Raw genomic sequence first — 24,030 nt, forward strand, 5'->3', positions numbered from 1 at the left:
CCAACATGCCACCACCGGTCATTTCTAAGTTGCCGTTGACACTAGCGAGCTCCCTGAAACTGACCCACTCAAAGAGGCGTCGGGTTGACTCGAGGTAGTCCACATAGGCGACCTGCCTCTGGTCCCGAAGCCATCTCGAATGTTCGTCCTTCCGGTCCGCCTTCAGTTTCCATAGGCCAAAGCCGAAATTAATGACAGCCGCACCAGCAGCACCACCAATCAGCGACAGCACGGGCAAGAGCCAATCATTCAAGTCCACGGTTGTACGGTAGCCGCTAGTCACTGCACCCAACCAATGCAATCGATCAGCAGCAGCCCCCTCAAATGCCCAGATTTACCGCTGTGCTTTTCTCTACTGCTCGCGTGTTCGTGTGTGCGCGTGCGCGCGTGCGCGCCTAAAGGCACTCGCGAACCCGCGAACTGACATGTGACGGTTCGCGGCGAACTCCCGCGAACCCACCCCACATCGCACTGAGGCAGGGCGAACAGGTGCGCGGTGACAACCCGCGAACCCAGCCGATCTCAGGTTCGCGGCGCACCACTCATTTTTTGACCGGTTCGCGGCGAACCCGCGCACTCTGGTGGAGGGCTCATACTCATGGTCAGCATGGCGAGCGGTAGCGCCCACGGGTCTCTCTCGGATCCCATTTGTTCCGGCAGACAACATGAGCGCATTTTTAAGCGCAATTCATTGTGATCAGCAGACATTGGCAGCGCTGAGGCGGCATCAACGAACGCGTCTTTTCAACGAAATCGCTCTGCCGCCTGGGCTTCTGCGAAAGTTCAAATCCCGCCGTCACCGCCAAGTGGCAAGGCCCCTTCTTCCCTTTGTTTACAAGGAAAGCAGGGGCCTTTGCTTTGACCGGAATGGACTCAGGGCAAAGAATTGGCAATGCTTTCCTACGGCACGCGCTCCCAGCCGCGGCCCGCCCGTCACGCTGGGCTACGGTAATCGGTACCGTTAGAGTCACAAGCACCGACGTTACTACCGCCGGGTGAGCCACAAGCGAAAGGTACGACACCCATTGTCGAAGGCAGGGCCTGACAGTCCAAACGTCCGCACTCTCAGGGAGCAAATCCGTAAAGCCGTCGATCCATCCGGCGAACAGTTTAAGTTGGTTGAAGCCGTAGAGGCCTCTCCTGAGCTGCCGGAATGGTTGACGGCATTAAAGGAGGGACTCTCAGACCAGTGGGCCCAGTTGGGCGGACATGCTGCTGGATACCGGCAGCTCCTTGCTTCCATGGAGGACGCCCTCCGGCTCCTGGTGCCCAGAGGCTGGGCACCTTTTCGAATGGACAGCAGCGTAGTAGCTGAAGCCATCAGGCTCATAGAGGCCGGGCAGGGTGTCAATGCAGACGAGCTCCTGGCCGATCAATGGGACGGCGAAGGAAGTTGGCGAACCAAGCAGGTATGGCAACGTGTTTCCGTCCTTGGCGCCGGCGAAGGACAGACTGAGTATCACGCCCTTTTCCAAGACAGGGCCAGACTTGTCCGAAAGGCCAAGGAACATCACGAAGCAGGAAACTACGAAGCGTCCATTCCACTGATGCAAAACCAGATGGAGGGGCTCGTGATGGACGTTGCAGGTGGAAGGAAGTTCTTTACACAGGATCCCAAATACAAAGCTGACCTGCTGGACCCACTGCAACTCGTCGGCATCGAAGCTTGCCTCGCCACGCTACAGAAGATTCTCGGCGAAGGCGTAAGCCAGACGCAGGCAGCGGGCAGCCTGTCCCGTCATGGCGTCGCACATGGTCGCGAGCTGGCCTATGACACACGCGTGAACTCCGCAAAGTACTGGTCCGTGCTCGATGCTCTCGTTCAGTGGGCACGGCCCATGGCTCAGCAAGAAGCACAAAGACTCCGAAGAGAACGGGAATCCGCGTCGGCCGGCAGCCAGGACGTTGACGCGAACGGTCGACGGTTAGACAACCGCGAGTTCCGCGAAACCAAAGACTTCCTGCGCAAACTGCTCACATCAGCCATGGGCTGGCTCGCCTCAACGGGAGAACTGCGGCGGGATCTGGTTGGGAACGTATATACGGTAAAGGACTTCGTGAAAGCCGGGCTGCCAGCCGACCCAGGCATCCACACAAGCCTTTCCCCGGACGGCAAGATCATCTGGTTCTGGAGAACCACCATGTCGGGATGGGTCTTGGGAGCCGCAGTGGGCATCCATGGAGATGGCTTTGATGAATGGCTCTATTCAGGATCCACGCCGCCGCTCGACGGACCGCACGAAACCCCCACGGTCTGGGGAAGGCCCTACGACACTCCCCCGGACTGGACATCCTGATAGCAGCGCGGACCTCAGCCGCTTCCTGCTCACGCCGGAGGACATCATCGCCGTGGTGGGCCAGGACGGGCTGGTGGCCAACGCGGCCAAATACCTCAACGGCCAGCCAGTCATCGGGATCGACCCGGAGCCGGGAACAAACCCGGGAGTCCTGGTCCGGCACACGCCCGGCGCCGCGGCAAAGCTGCTCCAGGATGCCGCCCCGGCCGGGCCGGAGCGGCTGCGCTGCCAGGAACTCGCCACCGTGACGGCATGGCTCGACGACGGACAGGAACTCTCGGGACTCAACGAGGTCTTCATCGGGCACGCCTCGCACCAGTCGGCCAGGTACCAACTCACGGCACCGGACGGACGGACCGAACGGCAGTCCTCCTCCGGGCTGATCATCTCCACCGGAACGGGCGCCACCGGCTGGTGCGCATCCATCGCCATCGAACGCGGTGGACGGGCGCTGCCGGCACCCACGGATCCCCGGCTGGCCTGGTTCGTCCGCGAAGCCTGGCCCTCCCCCATCACTGGCACCTCCCTGACCGAAGGCATGCTGGAGGCGGGCGAAACACTGCGGATCACCGTGGCATCCGATCAGCTCGTGGTGTTCGGCGACGGCATGGAAGATGACCGCCTCACCGCATCCTGGGGCCAGGAAATCACGGTGCAACTGGGCGAACGGCCGCTGCGGCTGGTGTAGGAGCCGCTGGGGGGTAGCTTCAACGAAGCCGCTCGGTCTGCGTCGGATTCTGCTCAATCATTCAGGTTGGCACGGTTCGGAGCCTTGGAATCACGGGGCAGCCAGACTCGGAAAGGCGAATGATCGTGCAGAATCCGACGCCGGCCTTCTGGTGGTACCTTGCAGTTCGGCGGATTCGTCTCCCCACAGCCCTGTAAATGCCCACGTGCCCCGCCATAGACTGCATCATGTTGAAGAATTTTCTCTACCTCAACGAACCCATGCTGGACGGCTTCCTCAGCGCACTCGGAACCGGTAGCCCGAAGACCCCCAGTACGGGGTCCGGCCTGGAGCAGGACAGCCACGAAAGAACAGACGGAACCGCCACCCCAGAAGCCAAGTTCGAGCAGCTGCTGAAGTTGGCACGGCGGCATGCCAAGGCCACCGCGTGGATCGACGTGACAGACGTCGACGCCGATCTGAAGGAAGCCCACCGGGGCGCCATCCTGGAGCTCGAATGTGAGATCTTCGTGCCCGACGCCGCCAAGGCTTTCTCCCCCTGGGCCTCGTTCCCGCAGCTCATGGAACAGCTGGAGGCATACTGGCCGCCGTTTGCGGGCATGATGAACCCCGGAGCCAAGCGGAACATGCAGGAACACTTCCGCGCGGCCAAGGGCATGGGCGCTCCGTTTGGATCGCACCTGGTGTTTGTCGGCGAACTCGAAGGAACAGACGTGCGGATTGCCGGGAAGCTCCTCGGCACACACCTGCGCGGTGACATCGACGGCTACGCGCACGTAGTCGGCAAGGTCACCACGCAGTGGGACGCGGGCCGGTGGAAGCCACTCATCTCAACGCCCGGCATGGACCCCGCCGCCCGCGAAAAACGCCGGGAAACAGAACAGAACGGCCCCGCGCCGGGCCAGGAACAGAACTGGCTGGAGGGCCCGGCCTTCATGCTGGATGTGCTGGCCATCTACCGGTGACCTGCGCGGGCCGCCGGGAAACAACCACGCAGCCCGCAGCTACCCCCGGTACCGCACCTGTCCGCCCACCACCGTGAGCGCAACGGACGCCGTCAGCAGCGAGTCGAGGCCGGCGTCGAACGGGTCGGTGTCCAGCACCACGAAGTCGGCCAGCATCCCCGTGGCCAGGCGGCCGAGCTCCTGCTCCATACCGCAGGAAAACGCGGCGTCCCGGGTGGCATGGCCCAGGGCCTCGGCGAGCCCCAGGGCGTACTGCGGCAGATTGGCCGGCAGGCTCTGGTCCAGGGCCGACTTCCGGGTGGTGGCAACGTACATGTTGGGCAGCGGCTGGTGCGGAGCAGTGGGTGCATCCGAGCCCAGAGCCAGGGTGGCCCCGGCGTCGGTGAACTCCGTCCAGGGATAGGCGCGGTCAACGCGGTGGTCGCCGAGCATGGCCCGCCAATTGTCCTGGATGGCCGGGTCAGAGTGCACCGGCTGCATCGACGCCACCACCCCCAATCGGGCCAGTCGCTGCACGTTCTCAGGCGTGACCGTCTCCAAATGCTCGATCCGGTGCCGCCGGTCCCGCTCCCCGTTCACCAGGCAGGCGTGCTCGAGGGCGTCCAGCGCGGCGTCAGAGGCGGCATCGCCGATGGCGTGCATCGCAATCTGCAACCCTGCGGCGTCGGCCGCGGCCACCACCGGCGTCAGGTCCTCGAGCTCCCAGATCAGCCCGGCGTTGCTGCCGTCCGCATAGGGTTCCTTCATGGCGGCCGTGCAGCTGTCGATCACGCCGTCCACAATGATCTTGATCCCGGCAATCCGCAGCCACGGGGAGTTGACCTCGCGGCTCAGCTCCACGGCGCGGGCCACCTGGGCGAGGTTGCCCGCCACACTGCCGGTCTGCGTGATGAGCCAGTGCCCGGTGACGCGCAGCGGCAGGGTCCCGCCGCCGTCGGGCCCGCCGGAGGACGCCGTCAGCGCCCGCCGCATCGCTGCGAGGTCGTCCTCGCCCATGGCCATGTCGATCCCGCCCGTGACGCCGGTGGAGAGATAGTGCCCGAAGGCGCCCGCCAGCTGCGCGTCCCGTTCGGCGTCGGTGGTTACGGATGCCAGCGTGGGCCAGGCGTACTGCTGCGCCGCTGTTTCGTAGAGGAGGCCCGTGGCCTCGCCGGTGGCCGGATCGCGCTGGATCTTGCCGCCGATGGGGTCCGGCGTGTCCCGGTCGATCCCCATTTCGGCGAGCGCGGCACTGTTGACCCACATGGAGTGGACGTCGTTCGAGTCGAGGTAAACCGGACGGTCGGGGATCACGACGTCGATCATCGCCGCCGTCGGCATCCCGCCGGGGATCGCGGGGAACAGCCAGCCGCGGCCCAGGATGCGGGCGGCGTCCGGAGCCGCGTTGGCGGCCTCACGGAGGCGTTCCTGGATCTGGGCGAGGCTGGCGGCGTCGCGCAGTTCCACCTTCTGCATGGCCTGGCCCATCATCAGCAGGTGCGTGTGGGCGTCGATGAAGCCGGGGAGGACGAAGGCCCCGCCCAGATCCACCTGCGCGGCAGCTCCGGCCAGGCGGAGGGCCGTGGATTCTTCGCCCACGTAGGCGAGGCGGTCGCCGTCGACGAGCATGGCCTCGGCCATGGCGGGGCCGTCGGCAGTGAAGATCTTGGCGTTGCGGTACAGGGTGCGGGCTGCGGTGGTCACAGGTGGTCCTTCTGGTTCAGGCGGTTGGGTCTTGGCTAAGCGGGGGCTCAGGCGATGGCGGCGTGGTTGAATCCGGGGCTTTGGGAGACCGAGGCCTCCCGCTCCACCCGGGTGGACAGCCGGGCGATCACCGCGAACGGCACCAGCAGGACGAAGCTGAAGCCTGCCAGGATGACGGCGAGCGGAACGTAGCCGAGGGTCTCGGCGATGAGCGTGCCGAACAGCGGGGAGAAGGCCGAGCCAATGAGGTACACGCCCAGCAGCGGCGCCGACCAGCGCCCGGAGGCATCCAGCGCCGAAGCCACCGCCACCACGTACATGAAGGCAATCGCGTAGACGGTGTTCCAGGCGATGACGGACACCATGTACCAGGTGGGGTCGGTGGCGAGGCCGGCCGCAAGCTTGAGGACCCCGCCGAGCACCAGGAGGGCGGCCAGCGGCACCGTCCGGCCCAGCCGGTTGCCCACGTAGGTCATGGCGGCACCGGCCACGAGTCCGCCGGCGGTGGAGGCGCTGAGGACCAGCCCCAATTCCTGCTCCCCCACACCCGCCTGGGCCGTGCCCATCGAGCCGGCCACGGCCCAGAGCGAGTCCTCGCCCAGCGCCCACAATGCGAAACACGCCAGCAGGGTGAAGCCGGCGAGCGTCAGGCGCCGCGGGGCGGCAGGCGAGCGCCCGACGTCGGGCCTTCCGCCAGTCTCCCGGGCGGCCGGAACGTTTCGGGCGGGCATTGCCTCGGCCACCGGCAGCCACCCGGCGCTGAAGAAGGCCGCCAAGGCCAGGCAGGCCAGGAACCCGAAGGCGCTGAGCATGCCGGTGCCGAACAACGGGATGAGCGCCAGGACCACGGTGACGACGGCACGGTTGGCCAGGCCGCTGATGCCGGAAACGCGGTTGGGGTTCCGCAGGGCCGCGAGGGCCGCACCACCGGCGGAGACGGCGCCGCCGCCGCCCAGGCCGCCGAGGATGATGCCGACGATGGCCACGGGCGTGGACGGGATGAGAGCGGCTGCGCCAAAGCCCGCCGCGGCGAGGAGCAGCCCGGCCCGGGCCACCACGTACCGGCCGGTGAGGGCCGTCCAGCGCGAGGTAAGCAGGCAACTGGCCGCCGAGCTCAGGAGGCAGGCGGTCATGATGGTGCCGGCCGCGGTGGGGCTGAGGCCGTGCCCGTCCATCAGGGCAATGATCATGAGCGGCACGAGGTTGGCAGCCATGAATCCGACCACGCCGATGCCGAAGGTCGAGATTCCTCGGCTGAAGGTCAGGGGCACGCGGCCCCCGGAATCAAGGGAAGGGGAAGTCTTGCTCACAGGAGGTCTCCACGTCTGTTGCGGATCGCCGCGTCATTGCGGCAGGGGATGCAGTTGGGGTGAGAGCCGGATCACTAAACGAAAGGCTTTCGTTTAGTATGAAACGCATTCCCGTTCCGCACAAGAGCCCGGAGGAAACTTTCTAGATGTGGTTTGCCCGCTCGTGCCGGAGCCGCAGGCCGTCGATGAGGATCTCGAGCCCGAATTCGAAGGCGGCATCGGCCCTGCTCCCGAGCCTGGCGGCGCTTTCAACTGCCCGGCCAAGCGCCGGCGAGGAGCCCTGTGCGGCCTCCCAGACACTGCCGGGAGCGGCCAGATCCAGGGCCGAGCCGAGGGCGAAGCTGTCGATCATGGCAATCGCCGAGGCGACGTCCGCCCCTTCGAAGCCCGCTGCCTCCAGCGCGCCGGCGATCCGCTCATAGAGCGCGATGGCCTGTGGGTCCCGGACCGTCTGCATCACCATCAGCGGCGCCGTACGCGGATGCCGGGCGAAACTCCCGCGGTACACGCGGATCGCTTCGCGCAGCACGTCTTCCCAGCCGGCGTCGGCAGCTACCACCAGCGGGCTCTCCTCAAGCAGCCGCCCGCGGACCAGTTCCAGGATCTCTTCCCGGCCGGATACGTGGTTGTAGATGGAAGACTGGCTGACGCCGATCCGCTTCGCCAGTTTGGGAAGGCTGAAGTCGCCGGACTCGTCGATGAGTTCCAGGGCGGCCGTCACCACGGCGTCGATGGAGATCAGTGGTGTGAGCGGGCGCGCCATCGAGAAGACTCCTGGGGGTTGGGTAGCACCCAAACTACCAGCCCTGCGCCGGCCGGGAGCACCGGCACCGTTGACCACCCGCAGCGCCCTGAGTACTGTGAATCCACTATCCAAATGGGGCCGTGGAGGCAACTGTGGGCCGAACGTCCAGGAGCAGTACCGACTACGAATTCGTTACGGTCTGGCGCGTTGCGGGCACCTTGGAGGAGGTCAGGGACGTCCTGGGCGACGCCGCTTCGCTGGGCCGCTGGTGGCCCTCTGTCTACCTCAACGTCACCACCCTCAACCCGGGAAACCCCGATGGCACCGGAAAAGTGGTGGACCTCTTCACCAAGGGCTGGCTGCCCTACACGCTCCGCTGGAAACTCACGGTCACCGAACCCATCACCACCCACGGCTTCGCACTCACCGCCGCCGGCGACCTCAACGGGACCGGCCGCTGGACCTTCGAAAAGGACGGCCCGGAGGTCGTCATCCGGTACGACTGGATCGTCAGCACCGCCAAGCCCCTGCTCCGGCGCCTCAGCTGGCTCCTGAAACCGGCGTTCTCCGCCAACCACCACTGGGCCATGGCCCGCGGACAGGAAAGCCTGGCACTTGAGCTGCGCCGACGTCGGGCCGGAACGGATCCCGGAAGGATCCCCAAGCCGCCGGGCCCCACCTTCGCCTGGCTCGCCCGCCGCGGCGGGCAAAAGGGCCGCTGAGCCGCATCACGGCGCCCACATCGCCGGCGGAAAGGAGGAAGGTGCAGTTCTTCCAGCTTTCGCTGATCTCCGCCGTCGCGCTGTTGGGACCCCTGCTCGCGCTGCCGCGTAAATGGCACCTGCCCGTGGTGCTCGGCCAGCTGCTGGCGGGCATCGTGATCGGACGGACGGGCACCGCGACCCGCTCCTGGCTTCGTCTCACCTCGATGCGCGACCGCGTCGGTGCGGCACAAACGCCCGCACGACCGCATCAATGGGCGCGAGCACGTCCGCATCCGGGTCTACCGCCACCCGCTGGATGATCATGCCCTCGCCCACTGCGGTGATGGCAGTCGCCGCTGCCACGGGATCAGGCGCTCCGAGGCGCGCCATTGCGGTTTCGACAAAGGCCCGGAAGTACACTCGGCCGGCGAGTAGCGGGCGGCGGACGTCTTCGTTGTGCGTGCCTTCGAGGAAGAGCACATACCGGGCAATGGTCCGGGTCCGGGATGCGGTGGTGGTGGTCTCCACGGTGTGGGCCAGCAGAGCGACGAAGGCGGCGACATCGGCCGGCGGGCTTGGTGGCGCTCCGAGCGCGGCCAGATCCTGCTCCGCAAGCCACTCGACCACACCGGTCAGGAGCGCGGCACGAGTGCGGAAATAGTTCGACGTCGAGCCCCTCGGTACCCCGGCCGCCTCGTCAACCCTGGTGTGCGTGAGGGCTCTCAGACCCTGTGTGCCGAGCAGTTCTACGGCGGCCTCCAGAACCCGTTCACGAGTAGACATAGTCCATACTACTTCCGTAGTGACATGTCACTACGGAAGTAGTATGGTGTGTCCATGGCAGGCATAGCTGTCATCCCTCCAGCCTACGGCGCTCGATCCTCGTGTAGCGCCCGGGCATTCCCGCGGGTTCATCATGCGATACCCTCCTCATCCGGTCAGGAACCCGCGGCGCACACCGGCGTCCTCTACGCGCCCGGTAGGACCACAACGTGACCGAGACCCAGCCCGGAACCACCATGCCGCAGCCTGCCTGCGTGAGACGCCGGCTGATTACGTGCGCCGTCATCCCCCCGCTTGGCTGAGCTCCTGGAATGCTTCCGCGGGAGCGGGGCGGGTCTCGCCTGATTTCTGAAATGGAGGCCACCCAATGACCGACTTCTTCACCATGCAGCCCGGCGAGACCGCAGCTCCTGTGCCACCGGGGCCCGTCCTGTCTACAGGGTCGACTGGCATGCGGCGGGTTCACCGCTTCCTCCTCTGGGCATACGATGAGGCGCCTAACTTGGTGCGTTCGACCGCGCCCGGAGACACTGCCCGCGCCGCCTACGTGGGGGAAGTGCTCGGAAACTTCGACAAGGTGCTCCTCATCCATCAGGAGGGCGAGGACCTGTTCATGTACCCGCAACTGGCCGAGCGGGCACCGGCAAGCGCGTCACACGTAGAGCAGATGCTCGACCACCACAAGCAGGTCAGAGAACGCGTCCAAAGCATCGAGCCCGTCCGTAAGCGCTGGATGCAGACGGCAGACGCAGAGAACAGAGAAGAACTCGCAAAAGGCTACGAAGACGTGCAGTCCGTTCTCAACGAGCATCTGCGCCGCGAGGTCACCGAGGTGATGCCCGCCGTAGATCGGGTAATGACGGAAAAGGAACTGAAAGCACTCGTGCAGCACGGGGTCAAGCAGCACGACAAGAAGTTCCTGGTCACCTACCTCGGAATGGTTCTGGCCACGAACCCGCCCGACGACCGAAGGGAAATATTCTTCAAAGAGATCCCCGCCCCTGTCCGCCTTGGCTACCGTCTCATCGGCCGCAAGATGTACCGGCGGCAATACGCGACACTCTTCCCGGGACGCCCGATCCCCGAAACACTGTAGAGGTCCGGCGCGGCAGGCCGACCCCGAGTACTCGGGACGACTGGGTCAGCACAGCGTTGACCTGCGCCTGGCCGCGTCATCCTGGTTGTGGGCAGCGCTCGCTTTAGACGATAGGGGCACATCCATTTTTTATGTGCCTGGGGCTTGGACGGCGGCTCTGCAGCTCAGTAATCTATCTCTTGCAACAGCAGATTTTTGAAGTAGTCAAGATGCTGCGGTTGCTTATGTTGAGGGTTCTTGTTGCTGGAATGAGCGCCCGGTTTCGGCCCACGCAGCTGGGGCAACGGATCGGCCATTCGCCGAGTCGCCAAAACGCGACTGCGGCTAAAGAAATTCATGCTCTTTCAGAGAGACAAGTCATGAAAAGCCATCTCCGACCACTACTCATGCTGTTCGCAGCCATCTTCCTCGTCTTCACGACAGGGCTGTCCGCAGCACAGGCCGCCAGCCCGCACTTCAAAAAGAACGGCTCTCCGGTCTGTACGATCACAACATCAGGGGCGTCCGCGTCCACAACCTGCCGAGCGGTAATCGCCGGACTCGGTAATGATGATTTGCTCGCCACGGTGACCACTTCAGGTTTCGCCGTCTACCAGTGCCAGAATCAGGGTGGCAACGTTGCGCCCGGGCAGAACAAGGTCCTTGTAGGCCCTGCAACAGCGCCCACTGAGATCGACAGCGGTGCGTTCAAGAACGGCAACCTGACCCTTGTCACTGAACCCGCGCTCCTGACCACGAGAGAAACAGTCACGGGGGCTGAGGCTGGTTGCCCGAACCCCAACTGGACAGGTGTTAATCCTGTACTGACGGTGACCTCCATACTGCTCGTGATTGAACAGCCTGTGGGTGAGGAAATTTTCAGGTGCTCCGCTAGCAACTCAACCGGGCTGACCGGACAGGTGGCACTGACCTGCTGATGCCGGAGCAGCCCCCGAGGCGGACAGACGTCTCACGGTCAGTCTGGCCTACTTGAATTCGCAATTCCGCACGTTGGGTGCATTCGAAGGTCCGTCGATGCCTGTCGGCGGACCTTCCTTTATGCTCTGGCTCACAGGAACAGGGACGCTTGACTGTGACAGGTTTGGATGGCCCCGGCACCAGCCGACTCACGCAGTTCACGGACTGCGGGAAAACGGGACGTCGGGTACTCTCGGAGCGACAGTGTGCCACGCGGGAGGGATCCGTGCGGCATGCAACGGAGCCCGTACGAACCATGGATCCCCAGAAGGCGCAGGAATGTCGAAGAAAAGCAAGAGGCCGGGCCGCAAGCCCGGCGGCCACCTCAGCAGCGTCCCTTCGGCGAACAAGATGCCGCTGCAGCTTGCGCTGAACCTGCGGGTGGTGGATTCCCTGACCCCGGACTTTGTCCACTGGTTCGAAGGTGGAATTGGCGAGGCCGCCGATGCCATGCAGTGCCTTGAGGTCGTCAGGCTGTTCCTCACCACGGGCCAGGCCCTTGGCTCCGGGAGCACAGCCACCCACCTGCAGGAAGCAGACCTCGAGGAAGTTGCCGAGACACTTGCGGGAACACTCGCAGGAGACGACGACGGCATCCTGGACGGGCTCTACGACGCGCTGCACGTCTATGTGGACTACCTCAAGGAATCGGGCCAATGGACCGGAAGCCAGCAAGACTACGACCACGTTCATGCCCTCCTTTCCGACGAAACGGATGACAACGGCCCGGATCTTCCGGACATCAAGATTCCGGAACTCACGGACGAAGAACAGCTCCGGGCGTTCTCCGAGCTTCCATTGATCAAGCGGACCACCCGTCTGCTGGAATGGATCGGGGCGGGCAAAGACGTCACCAGCACGGGTGCGCTCCGGCTGAAGGACATCGAGGCCGCGGCGGCCGCCGTCGGCGTCGAGGCCAAGGGCAGGAAAAACGCCAAGCGGCCACTGGAGCTGTGGGAAGGTGACGAGGAGAACCTCAGTGCCGTCCTGGAGGTCGGGTCCATGCACGATGTTCCCGTGCTCCGCGAGATCTGGCTGGCGCTGGCCCAATCGGGCATCTTGTCCGTCGGAGCGACCCGGGCCGTGCCTGGCGCGGAAGCGGCCCACTGGAACAGCAAGGACCTCACGGCCAGGATCAGGAACCTGCGGGTCTTCCTGACGGCATTCCTCGTCGATGCCCTCACCACGTCCGGTGGATTCTGGTCCAATGAACCCGAACTGGACAACGTGCTTGCCATGGTCCTGGTAAAGGGCTCCTCAGCGGAGCCCCTGGAAGTCTCCGAGATTGCGGACATGGCAGAGAACGGTGCCGGCGGAGACATCTTCATGACCATCGCGGCCATGCGCGCCCGCCCCAAGCTGGCGGACCTTGCCGAGCTCGGGCTGATCACGGCCGGAACCCATTACACAGTGCCCCCTGTGGTCATCGGGAGCCTGCCTCCAGCGATCGCGCTGGTCCTGATGGAAGTGGACGAAGACTTCGCAGCGGAGGAGTTTGGCGATGACCCGGACTTCGCCGCGTTCGCGGAGCTGACGGACGGCGACGGTGAGGCTTACCGCGCGACGGCGGCAGCACCGCCGTCGAACGTTATTCACATGCGGGACGCCAGGCCCGCCAAAACAGCCGGAAAACCGGTCCAGAACGATTCAACGTTCCAGCTGAAGATCCAGCTGAAGGGATCCACGCCGCCCGTGTGGCGCCGTGTGCTGGTGCCGGCAAGCATGCGGCTGAGCGAACTCCACGAAGTCATCCAAACTGTCTTTGACTGGGAGGACTACCACCTTCACTCCTTCGACGTCGGCGGACGGCGCGGGACAAGGTACGGCCCTCGGGGAGACGACGGCATGCGCGACGAAGCCAGGACTGCCCTGCATGCGGTTCTCGCAAAGTCCGGGGACAAGTTGGACTACGTCTACGACTTCGGCGACGACTGGGTGCATGTCATCACCCTTGAAAAAGTCCTCGACGGCGGTGACGGCCAGGAGCTGCCCCGCTGCACCGGCGGCCGGGGCTTGGCGCCCGCCGAGGACTCAGGGGGCGTATGGGGCTGGGCGGACAAGGTCGCCATCGCCAACGACCCCGCGCACGAAGACCATGAGGAAATCAGGGAATGGCTGGGTCTCGCGCCGGACGAAACCTTGGACCCCAAGGCCTTCGATGTGGAACTGGCGGACGAAGAGCTGGATGACCTGCGCTGAAACACCCGCGCGCCTCGCCCCCTTCCACGCCCTGCGGTCCGCGGCCTTGTCCACCACGATCGTGGCGCTCGCTGCCGGGGCCCACGTCCTGGCCGGCGGGCAGCTTCCGGCGGCCCCCGTGCTGCTCGCGCTCCTCGCGCTGATCGGCCTGGTCACCACCTCTGCCACCCGCTTCAAACTCGGATTCCCTGCCCTGGCTGCCCTTCTGGGTGCCGGGCAGCTGGTGCTGCACGAGGCCTTCACCGCGTTCAGCCCGCTCAGCGTCGCGGCCCCCGGGCAGTCCGGCCACCACCTCGGAGGCGGATCCGCCGTGCCGGGGGTCGAGGCCGGCGCGGCCCATCTGCCTGAGCTCGACGCCCCGCTGGGCTGGCTCATGCTCGCCGGCCACATCCTGGCCAGCGCCGCTTCGGCGCTGGCCCTGGCCAAGGGCGAGCAGGCCCTCTGGCAGCTGGCCGCGTGGCTCCGGCCGCTCCTGCGCGTGCTTCGGCCCGTGTTCAGGCCCGACGCCGGCAGCCCGCCGGTGGCGTCCAGCGCACCTTCCCTTTTCGTCCCCCGCCCCTGGCGGAACCTCAGGCAAGACAGCCGCCGCGGCCCGCCCGCCGTCGTCGTACTTCCCTGATTCCGCCCGGCACCTCCCTTCACGGTGACGGGCACCTCCCGTACTTTGGCGCCCCTTCGCGCCCACCGAAAGGCAACACCATGAACACGTCCTCGCTCCGCCGCACCCTCTCTGCTACCGCCGTTGCCGGAGGCACCGCCGCCCTGATGCTGGCCGGCCTCTCCGCCGCGTCCGCGCACGTGGGCATCGATCCGAACAAGACCGAGGCCAACTCCTACGCCCTGCTGACGTTCGGCGTCCCGCACGGCTGCGACACCTTCGGCACCACCAAGATGACCATCACGCTGCCCGAGGAACTGGACGACGCAACACCCACGGTCAACGCGAACTGGACGGTGGAGAAGGTCACGCAGACCCTGGCCGAGCCCAAGAAGCTGGCCGACGGGACGTCCATCACCAAACGCACCAGCCAGATCGTCTATACGGCCAAGGCACCCCTGGACCCGCAGCTGCGCGACGCCCTGGTGCTGTCCGTGAAGCTGCCCGACGCCGCCGGGAAGACCCTGTACTTCCCCACGCTGCAGAACTGCGAGCAGGGCCAGACCGACTGGGCCGCAATCCCCAAGGAGGGCCAGGACGCACACTCGCTGAAGTCCCCGGCCCCCTCGGTCACCGTCACGGCCGCCGCACCGGAGGCTGACGGCCACGGGGCCCCCGCGGCGGCCGGGATCGCATCGACGTCCGAGGGCACGGCGCAGGCAGCTTCGGTGAGCGACGACGGTTCACAGGCACGCAGCTGGGCCGGCCTCATTGCGGGCGTCGCGGGCCTGGGGCTGGGTGGCGCGGCCTTCTTCCGCAGCCGCGCGGCCAAGGCCGGCAGCACGGGCGGCGCTGCTGGCGGCGTTGGCAAGTAACCCGCAGAATGGCGTCCGGATCATCACGATCCGGACGCCATTTCCGTCTCCCGCCGTGGCGCGGTTGACTCGCCCCGGCGCCGTCGGAAGGCTGGTGCGCATGTGGACTCAGCGATTCAAGACCGGTCTTTTAATCACGACGACGGCGGCGTGCGTTCTGGCCGCGACGGCCTGCGGGCCTGCGCAGCCGCAGGGCTCGACCAGCCCGGCAACGTCCCCGGCCACCGGATCGACGTCTGCTCCGCCGTCGCCGTCGGCCTCACCGAGCCCCACCGGAAGCGCCACCGGAACCTCCGCCACGGAGGGCCTCTGCAAGGCCGCCTCGCTGAAGGGATCCCTTGATTCCAGCGGCGGCGGAGCTGCCGGCAGCGTCTACATGAAGCTTCTCCTCACCAACTCCGGAACCACTCCCTGCGTCCTGGAAGGCTTCGCCGGAGTTTCCCTGACCGCCGACGCCACGGGCGAACCGATCGGTGCGCCGGCCGAGCGCGACGAAACACAGCCGGTCGTCCAGGTGCAGCTGGCCCCCGGCCAGGCCGGCGTCGCGGTGCTGCGCTACACCCAGGCCGGCAACTACTCGGACTGCACGGCGGTCGACGCCGCGGGCTACCGCGTCTACCCGCCCAACGACACCGCGTCCCTGTTCATCGCCCAGCCGCAGCGGGCCTGCAGCAACGCGGTCATCAAGCTTCTGAGCGTCACGACGTTCCAGGCTTCCTAGCCTGCCGGGGCCCGGGCGGCCGCGGCGGCTATTCTGTCAGGGCTGTGGGGCATGATGGAGGAATGCAGGAGCTAGCCGGCGCGGCCGGACCGCAGGGCACACTGGACCGCTTCAGCCGGGCCACCAGGGAGTGGTTCTTGGGTGCCTTCGCCGCGCCGACCCCCGCCCAGGACGGCGCCTGGAACGCCATCTCCTCCGGTTCGCATGCCCTGGTGGTCGCGCCCACGGGCTCCGGCAAGACCCTCGCGGCGTTCCTCTGGGCGCTCGACCGCCTGCATTCCTTGCCCTCGGATACCCTGCCCGGGCTGGAGCCCGTGTCCGGGCCGGTTTCCGGGCGGGCCAAGCGGCCCAAGGGCAGGACCCGCGTCCTGTACATCTCGCCGCTGAAGGCCCTGGGCGTCGACGTCGAACGCAATCTCCGCTCCCCGCTCATCGGCATCACCCAGACCGCCAAGAGGCTGGGACTCCCGGCACCTCTCGTGACGGTGGGCGTGCGTTCCGGGGACACGACGACGGCGGACCGGCGCGCGCTGCTCAGCCACCCGCCGGACATCCTCATCACCACACCCGAGTCCTTGTTCCTCATGCTCACCTCGAAGGCCCGGGAGACGCTCAGCGAGGTGGACACCGTGATTGTGGACGAGATCCACGCGGTGGCAAGCACCAAGCGCGGGGCGCACCTCGCTGTGTCCCTGGAACGCCTGGATGCCCTGCTGCCCAAGCCTGCCCAGCGGATCGGCCTCTCGGCCACGGTGGAACCGCGCGAGCTCGTGGCCCAGTTCCTCGCCGGGCAGGCACCCGTAGAAATCGTGGCACCGCCGTCGAGGAAAAACTGGAACCTCACCGTCACCGTCCCTGTGGAGGACATGTCCGATCTCCAGGGCGCCGCCGGCGCCTTCGACTCCGGCCCGGCCTCCGGGCTCCAGCCGCAGGCGTCCATCTGGCCTCATGTGGAGGAGAAGATCGTGGACCTCGTCCTGTCCAAGCAATCCACCATCGTGTTCGCCAATTCACGCCGGCTGGCCGAACGCCTCACCGCGCGGCTCAACGAAATCCATGCCGATCGGCAGCTGATGGCGGTGGGGGTGCCGGCGTCCACCGCTACCCCGGCGCACATGATGGCGCAGGCGGGCAGCACCAGCGGAGCGGATCCTGTCCTGGCCCGCGCCCACCACGGCTCGGTGTCCAAGGACCAGCGGGCCCTGATCGAGGATGACCTGAAATCAGGGCGCCTCCGCTGCGTCGTGGCCACCTCGTCCCTGGAGCTCGGCATCGACATGGGCGCCGTGGACCTGGTGGTCCAGGTGGAGTCCCCGCCGTCGGTGGCCAGCGGCCTCCAGCGCGTGGGCCGGGCCGGTCACCAGGTGGGCGAGATCTCGGAGGGCGTGCTGTTCCCCAAGCACCGGGCCGATCTTCTGCACACCGCGGTCACGGTGGAGCGGATGCTCAGCGGCCAGATCGAACGCTTCAGCATCCCCGCGAATCCCCTGGACGTCCTAGCCCAGCAGACCGTTGCGGCCACGGCGCTGGGCAGCATCGACGTCGAGGAATGGTTCAGCACCCTGCGCCGCTCCGCGCCCTTCGCCACCCTGCCGAGGTCCGCGTTCGAGGCCACCCTGGACCTGCTGGCCGGGCGGTACCCTTCGGACGAGTTCGCCGAGCTCCGGCCGCGCATCGTCTGGGACCGCCATGCCGGCACCATCGCCGGCCGTCCGGGAGCGCAGCGGCTGGCCGTGACCTCGGGCGGCACCATCCCGGACCGCGGGCTGTTCGGCGTCTATATCATCGGCACGGAGACTGAAGGCTCCTCAGGTGCCGATTCCTCCGGCGACGGCGGTCCGAGCGCCGCGGCGCGCGCGGCGAAAGGCGGGCGGCGCGTCGGCGAACTCGACGAGGAGATGGTCTACGAGTCCCGCGTGGGCGACATCTTCGCGCTCGGCGCCACCAGCTGGAAGATCGAGGACATCACGCACGACCGCGTCCTGGTCTCCCCCGCCTTCGGGCAACCCGGCAAGCTCCCGTTCTGGAAGGGCGACTCCCTGGGACGGCCCGTGGACCTGGGCCGCGCCCTCGGAGCCTTCATCCGTGAGCTTTCCGCCTCGGATCCGGCCCCGGCCATGGAACGCTGCGAGGCCAGCGGGCTGGATGCCTTCGCCGCCGGAAACCTGCTGCAGTATCTCGGCGAGCAGAAACAGGCCACGGAGGTGGTCCCCAGCGACCGCACCCTCGTCGTCGAGCGCTTCCACGACGAACTCGGCGACTGGCGCGTGGTCCTGCACAGCCCCTTCGGGCTGCCCGTGCACGCGCCGTGGGCGCTCGCCGTCGGGCAGCGGCTCCAGCAGCGCTACGGACTGGACGGCTCCGCCATGGCCGCCGACGACGGCATCGTGCTCCGCGTGCCCATGATGGAGGACGAGCCGCCGGGGGCCGAGCTGTTCCTGTTCGATCCTGAGGAACTCGAGCAGATCGTGACGGCGGAGGTCGGCGGCAGCGCCCTGTTCGCCTCGCGCTTCCGTGAGTGTGCGGCGCGGGCCCTGCTGCTGCCGCGGCAGAACCCCGGCAAGCGCCAGCCCCTGTGGCAGCAACGGCAGCGTTCCGCCCAGTTGCTGGATGTCGCCCGGAAATACCCCTCGTTCCCCATCGTGCTCGAAACGGTGCGCGAATGCCTGCAGGATGTTTACGATCTGCCGGCCCTGAAAGACATTGCCGCCGCCGTGGAGCGCCGCGAACTGCGGATCGTGCAGACCACCACCCAGCAGCCTTCGCCCTTCGCGAAGTCCCTGCTGTTCGGCTACGTGGCCCAGTACCTGTACGAGGGCGATTCCCCGCTGGCAGAACGCCGGGCCGCCGCCCTCGCCCTGGACTCCACGCTGCTCAACGAACTGCTGGGCCGGGTGGAGCTGCGCGAACTCCTGGATGCCAAGGTCATCGAGGCCACCGAACTCGAACTGCAGCGGCTGGCCCCGGACCGTCGCGTCCGGCGCGTGGAAGGCGTGGCTGATCTCCTGCGGCTGCTGGGACCGCTCAGCGTGGAGGAAGTGGCGGCGCGGCTCGAGCCTGCCTCTGCCGGAGCGGCGGGTCCGACGGCGGAAACTGTTCCGGGTTCCGCGGCGGAAACGGCAGCGGCCACTGACGCGGCCAGGGCCAGCATCGCCGAGGCGGGCGCACACCTCGCGGCACTTCACAAGGCCAACCGTGCCCTCCGCGTGACCATCGGCGGGGCGGACCGCTACGCCGCCATCGAGGACGCCGCGCGCCTGCGCGACGCCATCGGCGTGCCGCTGCCCATGGGCGTACCGCTGGCCTTCATCGAGCCGGTGCACGATCCCCTCGGGGACCTCGTCTCCCGCTACGCCCGCACCCACGGGCCGTTTACCGCCGCCGAAGCCGCAGCCCGGCTGGGACTCGGTGTCGCCGTCGTGGGCACCGCGCTCAAGCGGCTCGCCGCCGACGGCCGCGTGGTGGAGGGCGAGTTCCGACCGCACCCCGTGGCCGCACCCGATGCCCCCGTCCAGGCCGGGGTGTTCCCCGACGCAGCCCCTTCAAACGCGGCCCCGCCGGCCAGCGAATGGTGCGACGCCGAGGTCCTGCGCAGGCTCCGCCGCCGTTCCCTCGCTGCGCTGCGGGCCGAGGTGGAGCCCGTGGACACCTCCGCGTACGGGCGGTTCCTGCCGGCCTGGCAGAACGTCTCCGTCCCCGGCGGGCCCCGGAACGGTGCGGCTCTGCGCGGCCTGGACGGCATCATGACCGCCGTGGACCAGCTGTCCGGGGTGCCCGTTCCGGCGTCGGCGTGGGAGCCGCTGGTTCTTGCCAGCCGCGTGGCCGACTACCAGCCGGCCATGCTGGACGAACTCATGGCGGCCGGGGAGCTGCTCTGGTCCGGGGCCGGATCGCTGCCCGGAAACGACGGCTGGCTCAGCCTGCACGTGGCCGAGTCCGCCGAGCTCACCCTCAACCCGGCTCCCGAGTACCAGCCCGGCGATGCCCAGCGCAGGCTCCTCGAGCACCTTCAGCCCGGCGGCGCCTACTTCTTCCGCCAACTGACGGAGGTGGCCGGAGGCATGGACGCGGTCCTGAGCGACGGCGCCGTGGTGGCGGCGCTCTGGGACCTGGTCTGGGCGGGCCGCATCACGGGCGATACCTTCGCCCCGGTCCGGGCGATGATCGCCGGCGGCCGCACGGCACACAAGCAGGTGGCCAGGCCGCCGCGGGCACGGTCGCTGCGGATGAGCCGGCTGGGGCGCTCGCACGGCACCGGCCTCATGGGATCCCCCGGGCTGGGCGGTTCCCCCGGGCTCAGCGGAGGACGCTACGGCTCCGTCACCGGCACGGCGCCCACCCCGCCGCTGGCGGTCGGGCGCTGGTCGGCCCTGCCGTCGCCGGAACTCGATCCCACCATCCACGCCCGCGGCACCGCCGAGCTCCTGCTGGACAGGTACGGCGTAGTGACCAGAGGATCGGTCATGGCGGAGAACATCGTGGGCGGTTTCGGGCTTATGTACAAGGTCCTGGCCAGGCTCGAGGAAGCCGGCCGCTGCCGCCGCGGCTACTTCATCGAGCACCTCGGCGCTGCCCAGTTCGCGGTCCCGGCCACCGTGGACCGGCTGCGTTCCTTCACCGAGGACTCCCAGCTCGCCAAGGGCGAACCCCTGGCACTGGCCCTTGCCGCCACGGACCCCGCCAACCCCTACGGCGCGGCCCTGCCCTGGCCCGGGATGTCCGTGGACGCCGGATCCGGCCACCGGCCCGGCCGCAAGGCAGGGGCCCTGGTGGTGATGGTCGACGGCGCCCTGGCGCTCTACGTGGAACGCGGCGGCAAGACACTGCTCGCCTTCAGCCACGACGACGCCGTGCTGGCGGCGGCCGCTGCGGCCCTGGTGGGGGTGGTGCACCGCGGGGCCGTGGACAAACTGATCATGGAAAAGGTCAACGGCCACGACCTCCTGGACACCCCGGTGGCCGCGGCGCTGCTGCACGCCGGGGCCTACTCCACGCCGAAGGGGCTGAGAATCCGTGCCTGAAGGCGACTCCGTCTGGCGTGCTGCGGCCGAACTTCACGCGGCCCTGGCCGGCAGCGTGCTGACGGCCTCGGACTTCCGCGTACCCCGCTTTGCCACGCTGGACCTTACCGGCTGGACGGTGGCCGAGGTGGTGCCGCGCGGAAAGCATCTGCTCATGCGGCTGTTGGCGCCCGGGGAGCACGCTCCAGGTGAACCCAGCCCGCCGGAGCCTGCCAGCAAGCGCCGCGCCCTGACCATCCACTCGCACCTGAAGACGGAAGGAGCCTGGCAGATCTACCCACCCGGCGGGCGCTGGAAGAGGCCCGGCCACACGGCCAGGTGCGTGCTCCGCACCGGCACGTCCGACGTCGTCGGATTCTCTCTGGGCATCCTCGACGTGCTGCCCACAGCCGAGGAGGACAAGGCGGTGGGGCATCTCGGGCCGGATCTGCTGGGCCCGGACTGGGACGCCGCCGAGGCCATGCGCCGGCTGCTCGCGGCGCCGGAGGTTCCGCTTGGGCTCGCCCTGCTCGAGCAGCGGAACCTGGCCGGGATCGGCAACATCTACCGCTGCGAGCTGTGTTACCTGGCGGGGGTGCATCCAGCCAGCCCAGTCTCTGCGGTCAAGGACCTGCCCGCTGTGCTGGCCAACGCGAAGCGGCTGCTGGAGGCCAATCTGGGTCCCGGGGCACGGCAGACGGTGGGCGTCGGGGTCACACTGTCTGCGGTGCCCCGGCGGCCTTCGCACTGGGTTTACGGCCGCGAACGCCAGCCGTGCCTGCGCTGCCGGACCCCCATCCGGCGCGGAGTGCTGGGCGCAGCGGACGGCAGCGAGGAACGGAACATCTACTTTTGCCCGCACTGCCAACCGCTGGTCTGAAAGACTCAGGCCTGGTTCGCCACCGGCTAACCCTCACCGCTGCTCTTCCCGCTGCCATGTAGGCCGCGACAACAGCCGAAAACCGCGAAAAGAACCAGTGGGCTGGCCTTGATCCCCTTCACGCCTTACGTAAGCTGAGTGACATGACTGTTCCTTCTCTGATCTGGGGCATCACCGTCGTCGGCATTCTGGCTCTGCTCGCTTTCGACTACTTCTTCCACATCCGCAAGACGCACGTCCCCACGCTGAAGGAAGCGGCCCTTTGGTCCTCCATCTACGTGGGCATTGCCGTCCTCTTCGGCATCTTGGTCCTGCTCTTCGGCGGTACCGACATGGGGTCGGAGTACTTCGCCGGCTACATCACGGAAAAGGCCCTTTCCGTGGACAACCTGTTTGTCTTCCTGATCATCATGGCCAGCTTCCGGGTCCCCCGCGAGGACCAGCAAAAGGTGCTGCTCTTCGGCATCGTCTTCTCGCTGATCGCCCGGACCGGGTTCATCTTCCTGGGCGCGGCGCTGATCAATTCCTTCGCCTGGGTGTTCTACATCTTTGGCCTGATCCTGCTGATCACTGCAGGCAATCTGCTCAAGCCCGAACCCCACGGTGAGAAGCAGGCGGACAACTTCATGATCGTTTTGGCCAAGAGGATCTTCCACACCACAGAGCAATACGACGGCGACAAGCTCTTCACCATGCACAACGGCAAGAAAGCGCTCACCCCCATGCTGCTGGTCATGGTGGCGATCGGCGGCACTGACATCCTGTTCGCACTGGACTCCATTCCCGCGATCTTCGGACTGACCCAGAATGTGTACATTGTCTTTACCGCCACCGCGTTCTCCCTGATGGGACTGCGCCAACTGTACTTCCTCATCGACGGGCTGCTGGACCGGCTCATCTACCTCTCCTACGGCCTGGCGGCCATCCTGGCGTTCATCGGCATCAAGCTGGTGCTCCATGCCCTCCATGAAAACAACCTGCCGTTCATCAGCGGCGGCGAGCCGGTCCCGGTCGTGGAAATCTCCACAGGCCTGTCCCTGAGCGTCATCGTGGGAACGCTCATCATCACCGTGGTGCTCTCGCTGCTAAGCAAGGCGGGCAAAGCCCAGACCGCCATCAACAATGCACGCAGGCACGCGGTCAACTACCTCGATCTTGACTACACCGCAGATGCTGCCGAGCGGGAGCGGATCTACGGCGCCCTGACTCTGGAGGAAGCCCAGATTCTGACAATGGAGCTGAAATACCGCGACAAGGCCAAGGACGTGGACAGGATCCGTGAGCAGGTAGCGGAAGCTCACCGGAAACACGACGAATATCTGAACCGGTAGGACCGTTAATGAGTCATGAAGGAGGGAGCGACAGTGCCAAACAAGTGCCATATCCGAGCCATAGCATTGTGGTCGGGCACGATGGATCTGATGGCGCAGATTACGCACTGGCACAGGCGCTCGGGCTTGCCGAGCAGCTGAACCTCCCCGTTGTCGTCGTGCGGGCATGGTCGATCGCAACCGCTGCGCGGCCGTCCAGTTGGGAATTCGGGTATGTACCCTCGTTCGATGAGTATTCCGCAGCGGTCCACGACGAACTGGTGCAGGACTCGCGTGCCATCGTTGAGAACTACTACACGGTTCAAGTCAGTTACCACGCCGTTCACGCCGGCCCCGTCAAGACTCTCATCGCCCTCTCACGGGACGCCCGTATGCTGGTCGTCGGATCCCGCGGGAGGGGCGCTCTAGCCGGGATGCTGCTCGGCTCCGTGAGTGAAAAGTGCGTACGGCACGCGGCTTGCCCGGTCCTCGTCGTGCCGCCGCGGGCCTGAAACGACGCTCGGAATCTCTATTGCGTCGTCTGGGCCGTCAGCGATTCCCGGGCCTGCGGAGCCGATTTCTCCGACGCTTCGGCGGCCCCAGTATCGACGTCTTTAGCCTCGAGCTTCTCCGGTACCACCTTCTCGGGCACAGTGAACAGCGGCAGCAGCAGCTGGACCAGAGGGCCGATGGCCACGGCATAGACCACCGTGCCGACCCCCACGGAGCCGCCCAGCAGCCAGCCGACGCCCAGAACCACAACCTCGATCAGCGTACGGGAAAGCCGCACGGACCAGCCGGTGCGGCGGGCCAGGCCGGTCATGAGGCCGTCGCGGGCACCGGGGCCAAGGCGGGCACCGATGTAGCAGGCGGACGCGATGCCGTTGAGCAGCACGGCGCCGGCGAGCATCGCGATCTGGCCGCCCAGGTGCGAGAATGCGGGGATCAGCGCAAGCCCGACGTCGGCGAAGACGCCCACCAGTACGGCGTTGGCTAGCGTCCCGAAGCCGGGCTTCTGCCGCAGCGGGATCCAGAGCAGGAGCACCAGGAAGCTGACGGCCACCACCACGGTGCCGATGCTCAGCCCGCTCAGCCCCGCGACACCCTGGTGGAACACATCCCAGGGGTCCAGTCCGAGGCCGGCGCGGATGAACATGGCCAGGGAGATCCCATACATCGCGAGGCCGATCAGGAGCTGGGTGATTCTGCGGGTCATCAT

At 66.9% G+C, this 24,030-nt stretch carries 20 protein-coding genes; 14 read left to right on the top strand and 6 right to left on the bottom strand.

All coding sequences use genetic code 11. The features are described from left to right. A partial coding sequence (locus tag J1902_RS17210; protein ID WP_207617563.1) for a hypothetical protein occupies nt 1–259 on the bottom strand: 259 nt, incomplete at its 3' end. 1,033 nt (nt 260–1,292) lie between these two features. Here J1902_RS17210 and J1902_RS17215 point away from each other — a divergent pair. From J1902_RS17215 to J1902_RS17225, 3 genes are all read left to right on the top strand, one after another. Then, nucleotides 1,293–2,297, top strand: coding sequence for a hypothetical protein (locus J1902_RS17215; RefSeq protein ID WP_207617564.1), 1,005 nt, complete (start codon nt 1,293–1,295; stop codon nt 2,295–2,297). 52 nt (nt 2,298–2,349) lie between these two features. Beyond that, entirely contained in the window at nt 2,350–2,985 is a 636-nt protein-coding gene (locus J1902_RS17220; protein ID WP_242702156.1) for a diacylglycerol kinase catalytic domain-containing protein, read from the top strand. Nucleotides 2,986–3,212: 227 nt separating this feature from the next. Continuing rightward, nucleotides 3,213–3,950 carry a DUF6414 family protein gene (locus tag J1902_RS17225; protein WP_207617565.1) on the top strand — a complete coding sequence of 246 codons (738 nt, stop codon included), beginning with the start codon at nt 3,213–3,215 and terminating at the stop codon, nt 3,948–3,950. A gap of 39 nt (nt 3,951–3,989) precedes the next feature. On the opposite strand, the gene J1902_RS17230 is transcribed toward J1902_RS17225, so the two are convergent. The 3 genes from J1902_RS17230 to J1902_RS17240 form a co-directional block, all read right to left on the bottom strand. Further along, nucleotides 3,990–5,633, bottom strand: a complete 1,644-nt coding sequence (locus tag J1902_RS17230; RefSeq protein ID WP_307794485.1) for an amidohydrolase — start codon at nt 5,631–5,633, stop codon at nt 3,990–3,992. 47 nt (nt 5,634–5,680) lie between these two features. After that, on the bottom strand, nt 5,681–6,943 hold the full coding sequence (locus J1902_RS17235) for an MFS transporter (protein ID WP_207617566.1): 1,263 nt from the start codon (nt 6,941–6,943) through the stop codon (nt 5,681–5,683). A gap of 142 nt (nt 6,944–7,085) precedes the next feature. Continuing rightward, nucleotides 7,086–7,706: a TetR/AcrR family transcriptional regulator C-terminal domain-containing protein gene (locus J1902_RS17240; RefSeq protein ID WP_207617567.1), complete on the bottom strand. Its 621-nt coding sequence runs from the start codon at nt 7,704–7,706 to the stop codon at nt 7,086–7,088. A gap of 134 nt (nt 7,707–7,840) precedes the next feature. On the opposite strand from J1902_RS17240, the gene J1902_RS17245 reads away from it, so the two are divergent. Next, nucleotides 7,841–8,410: an SRPBCC family protein gene (locus J1902_RS17245; protein WP_207617568.1), complete on the top strand. Its 570-nt coding sequence runs from the start codon at nt 7,841–7,843 to the stop codon at nt 8,408–8,410. A gap of 198 nt (nt 8,411–8,608) precedes the next feature. Here the strand turns inward: J1902_RS17245 and J1902_RS17250 are convergent, their stop codons facing one another. After that, nucleotides 8,609–9,175, bottom strand: coding sequence for a TetR/AcrR family transcriptional regulator (locus J1902_RS17250; protein WP_207617570.1), 567 nt, complete (start codon nt 9,173–9,175; stop codon nt 8,609–8,611). A 367-nt stretch (nt 9,176–9,542) separates the two neighbouring features. Here J1902_RS17250 and J1902_RS17255 point away from each other — a divergent pair, with 367 nt between their 5' ends. From J1902_RS17255 to J1902_RS19935, 10 genes are all read left to right on the top strand, one after another. Then, on the top strand, nt 9,543–10,271 hold the full coding sequence (locus J1902_RS17255) for a hemerythrin domain-containing protein (protein WP_207617572.1): 729 nt from the start codon (nt 9,543–9,545) through the stop codon (nt 10,269–10,271). A gap of 179 nt (nt 10,272–10,450) precedes the next feature. After that, nucleotides 10,451–11,188: a hypothetical protein gene (locus J1902_RS17260; RefSeq protein WP_207617574.1), complete on the top strand. Its 738-nt coding sequence runs from the start codon at nt 10,451–10,453 to the stop codon at nt 11,186–11,188. 319 nt (nt 11,189–11,507) lie between these two features. After that, nucleotides 11,508–13,427, top strand: a complete 1,920-nt coding sequence (locus J1902_RS17265) for a plasmid pRiA4b ORF-3 family protein (RefSeq protein WP_207617576.1) — start codon at nt 11,508–11,510, stop codon at nt 13,425–13,427. Beyond that, nucleotides 13,414–14,046, top strand: a complete 633-nt coding sequence (locus J1902_RS17270) for a hypothetical protein (protein WP_207617578.1) — start codon at nt 13,414–13,416, stop codon at nt 14,044–14,046. The genes J1902_RS17265 and J1902_RS17270 overlap by 14 nt, the downstream gene beginning before the upstream one ends. 80 nt (nt 14,047–14,126) lie before the next feature. Then, a complete protein-coding gene (locus tag J1902_RS17275) occupies nt 14,127–14,900 on the top strand; it encodes a YcnI family copper-binding membrane protein (protein WP_207617580.1) in 774 nt (257 codons plus the stop codon). Between the two features lie 100 nt (nt 14,901–15,000). Further along, nucleotides 15,001–15,621: a DUF4232 domain-containing protein gene (locus J1902_RS17280; protein WP_207617582.1), complete on the top strand. Its 621-nt coding sequence runs from the start codon at nt 15,001–15,003 to the stop codon at nt 15,619–15,621. A gap of 62 nt (nt 15,622–15,683) precedes the next feature. Continuing rightward, nucleotides 15,684–20,642 (top strand): ATP-dependent helicase, encoded by a 4,959-nt coding sequence (locus J1902_RS17285; protein ID WP_207617584.1) that lies wholly within the window; start codon nt 15,684–15,686, stop codon nt 20,640–20,642. Beyond that, the gene (locus J1902_RS17290) at nt 20,635–21,501 is read left to right on the top strand and encodes an Fpg/Nei family DNA glycosylase (RefSeq protein ID WP_207617586.1); all 867 of its coding nucleotides are present in this window, start codon (nt 20,635–20,637) and stop codon (nt 21,499–21,501) included. Before J1902_RS17285 ends, J1902_RS17290 begins: the two co-directional genes overlap by 8 nt. A gap of 143 nt (nt 21,502–21,644) precedes the next feature. Continuing rightward, nucleotides 21,645–22,832, top strand: a complete 1,188-nt coding sequence (locus tag J1902_RS17295) for a TerC family protein (protein ID WP_207617588.1) — start codon at nt 21,645–21,647, stop codon at nt 22,830–22,832. Between the two features lie 8 nt (nt 22,833–22,840). Continuing rightward, on the top strand, nt 22,841–23,323 hold the full coding sequence (locus J1902_RS19935; RefSeq protein WP_207617590.1) for a universal stress protein: 483 nt from the start codon (nt 22,841–22,843) through the stop codon (nt 23,321–23,323). A gap of 17 nt (nt 23,324–23,340) precedes the next feature. On the opposite strand, the gene yczE is transcribed toward J1902_RS19935, so the two are convergent. Then, nucleotides 23,341–24,030, bottom strand: coding sequence for a membrane protein YczE (gene yczE / locus J1902_RS17305; RefSeq protein WP_242702157.1), 690 nt, complete (start codon nt 24,028–24,030; stop codon nt 23,341–23,343).

Source organism: Arthrobacter cavernae (assembly GCF_017368795.1).
Lineage (GTDB): Bacteria > Actinomycetota > Actinomycetes > Actinomycetales > Micrococcaceae > Arthrobacter > Arthrobacter cavernae.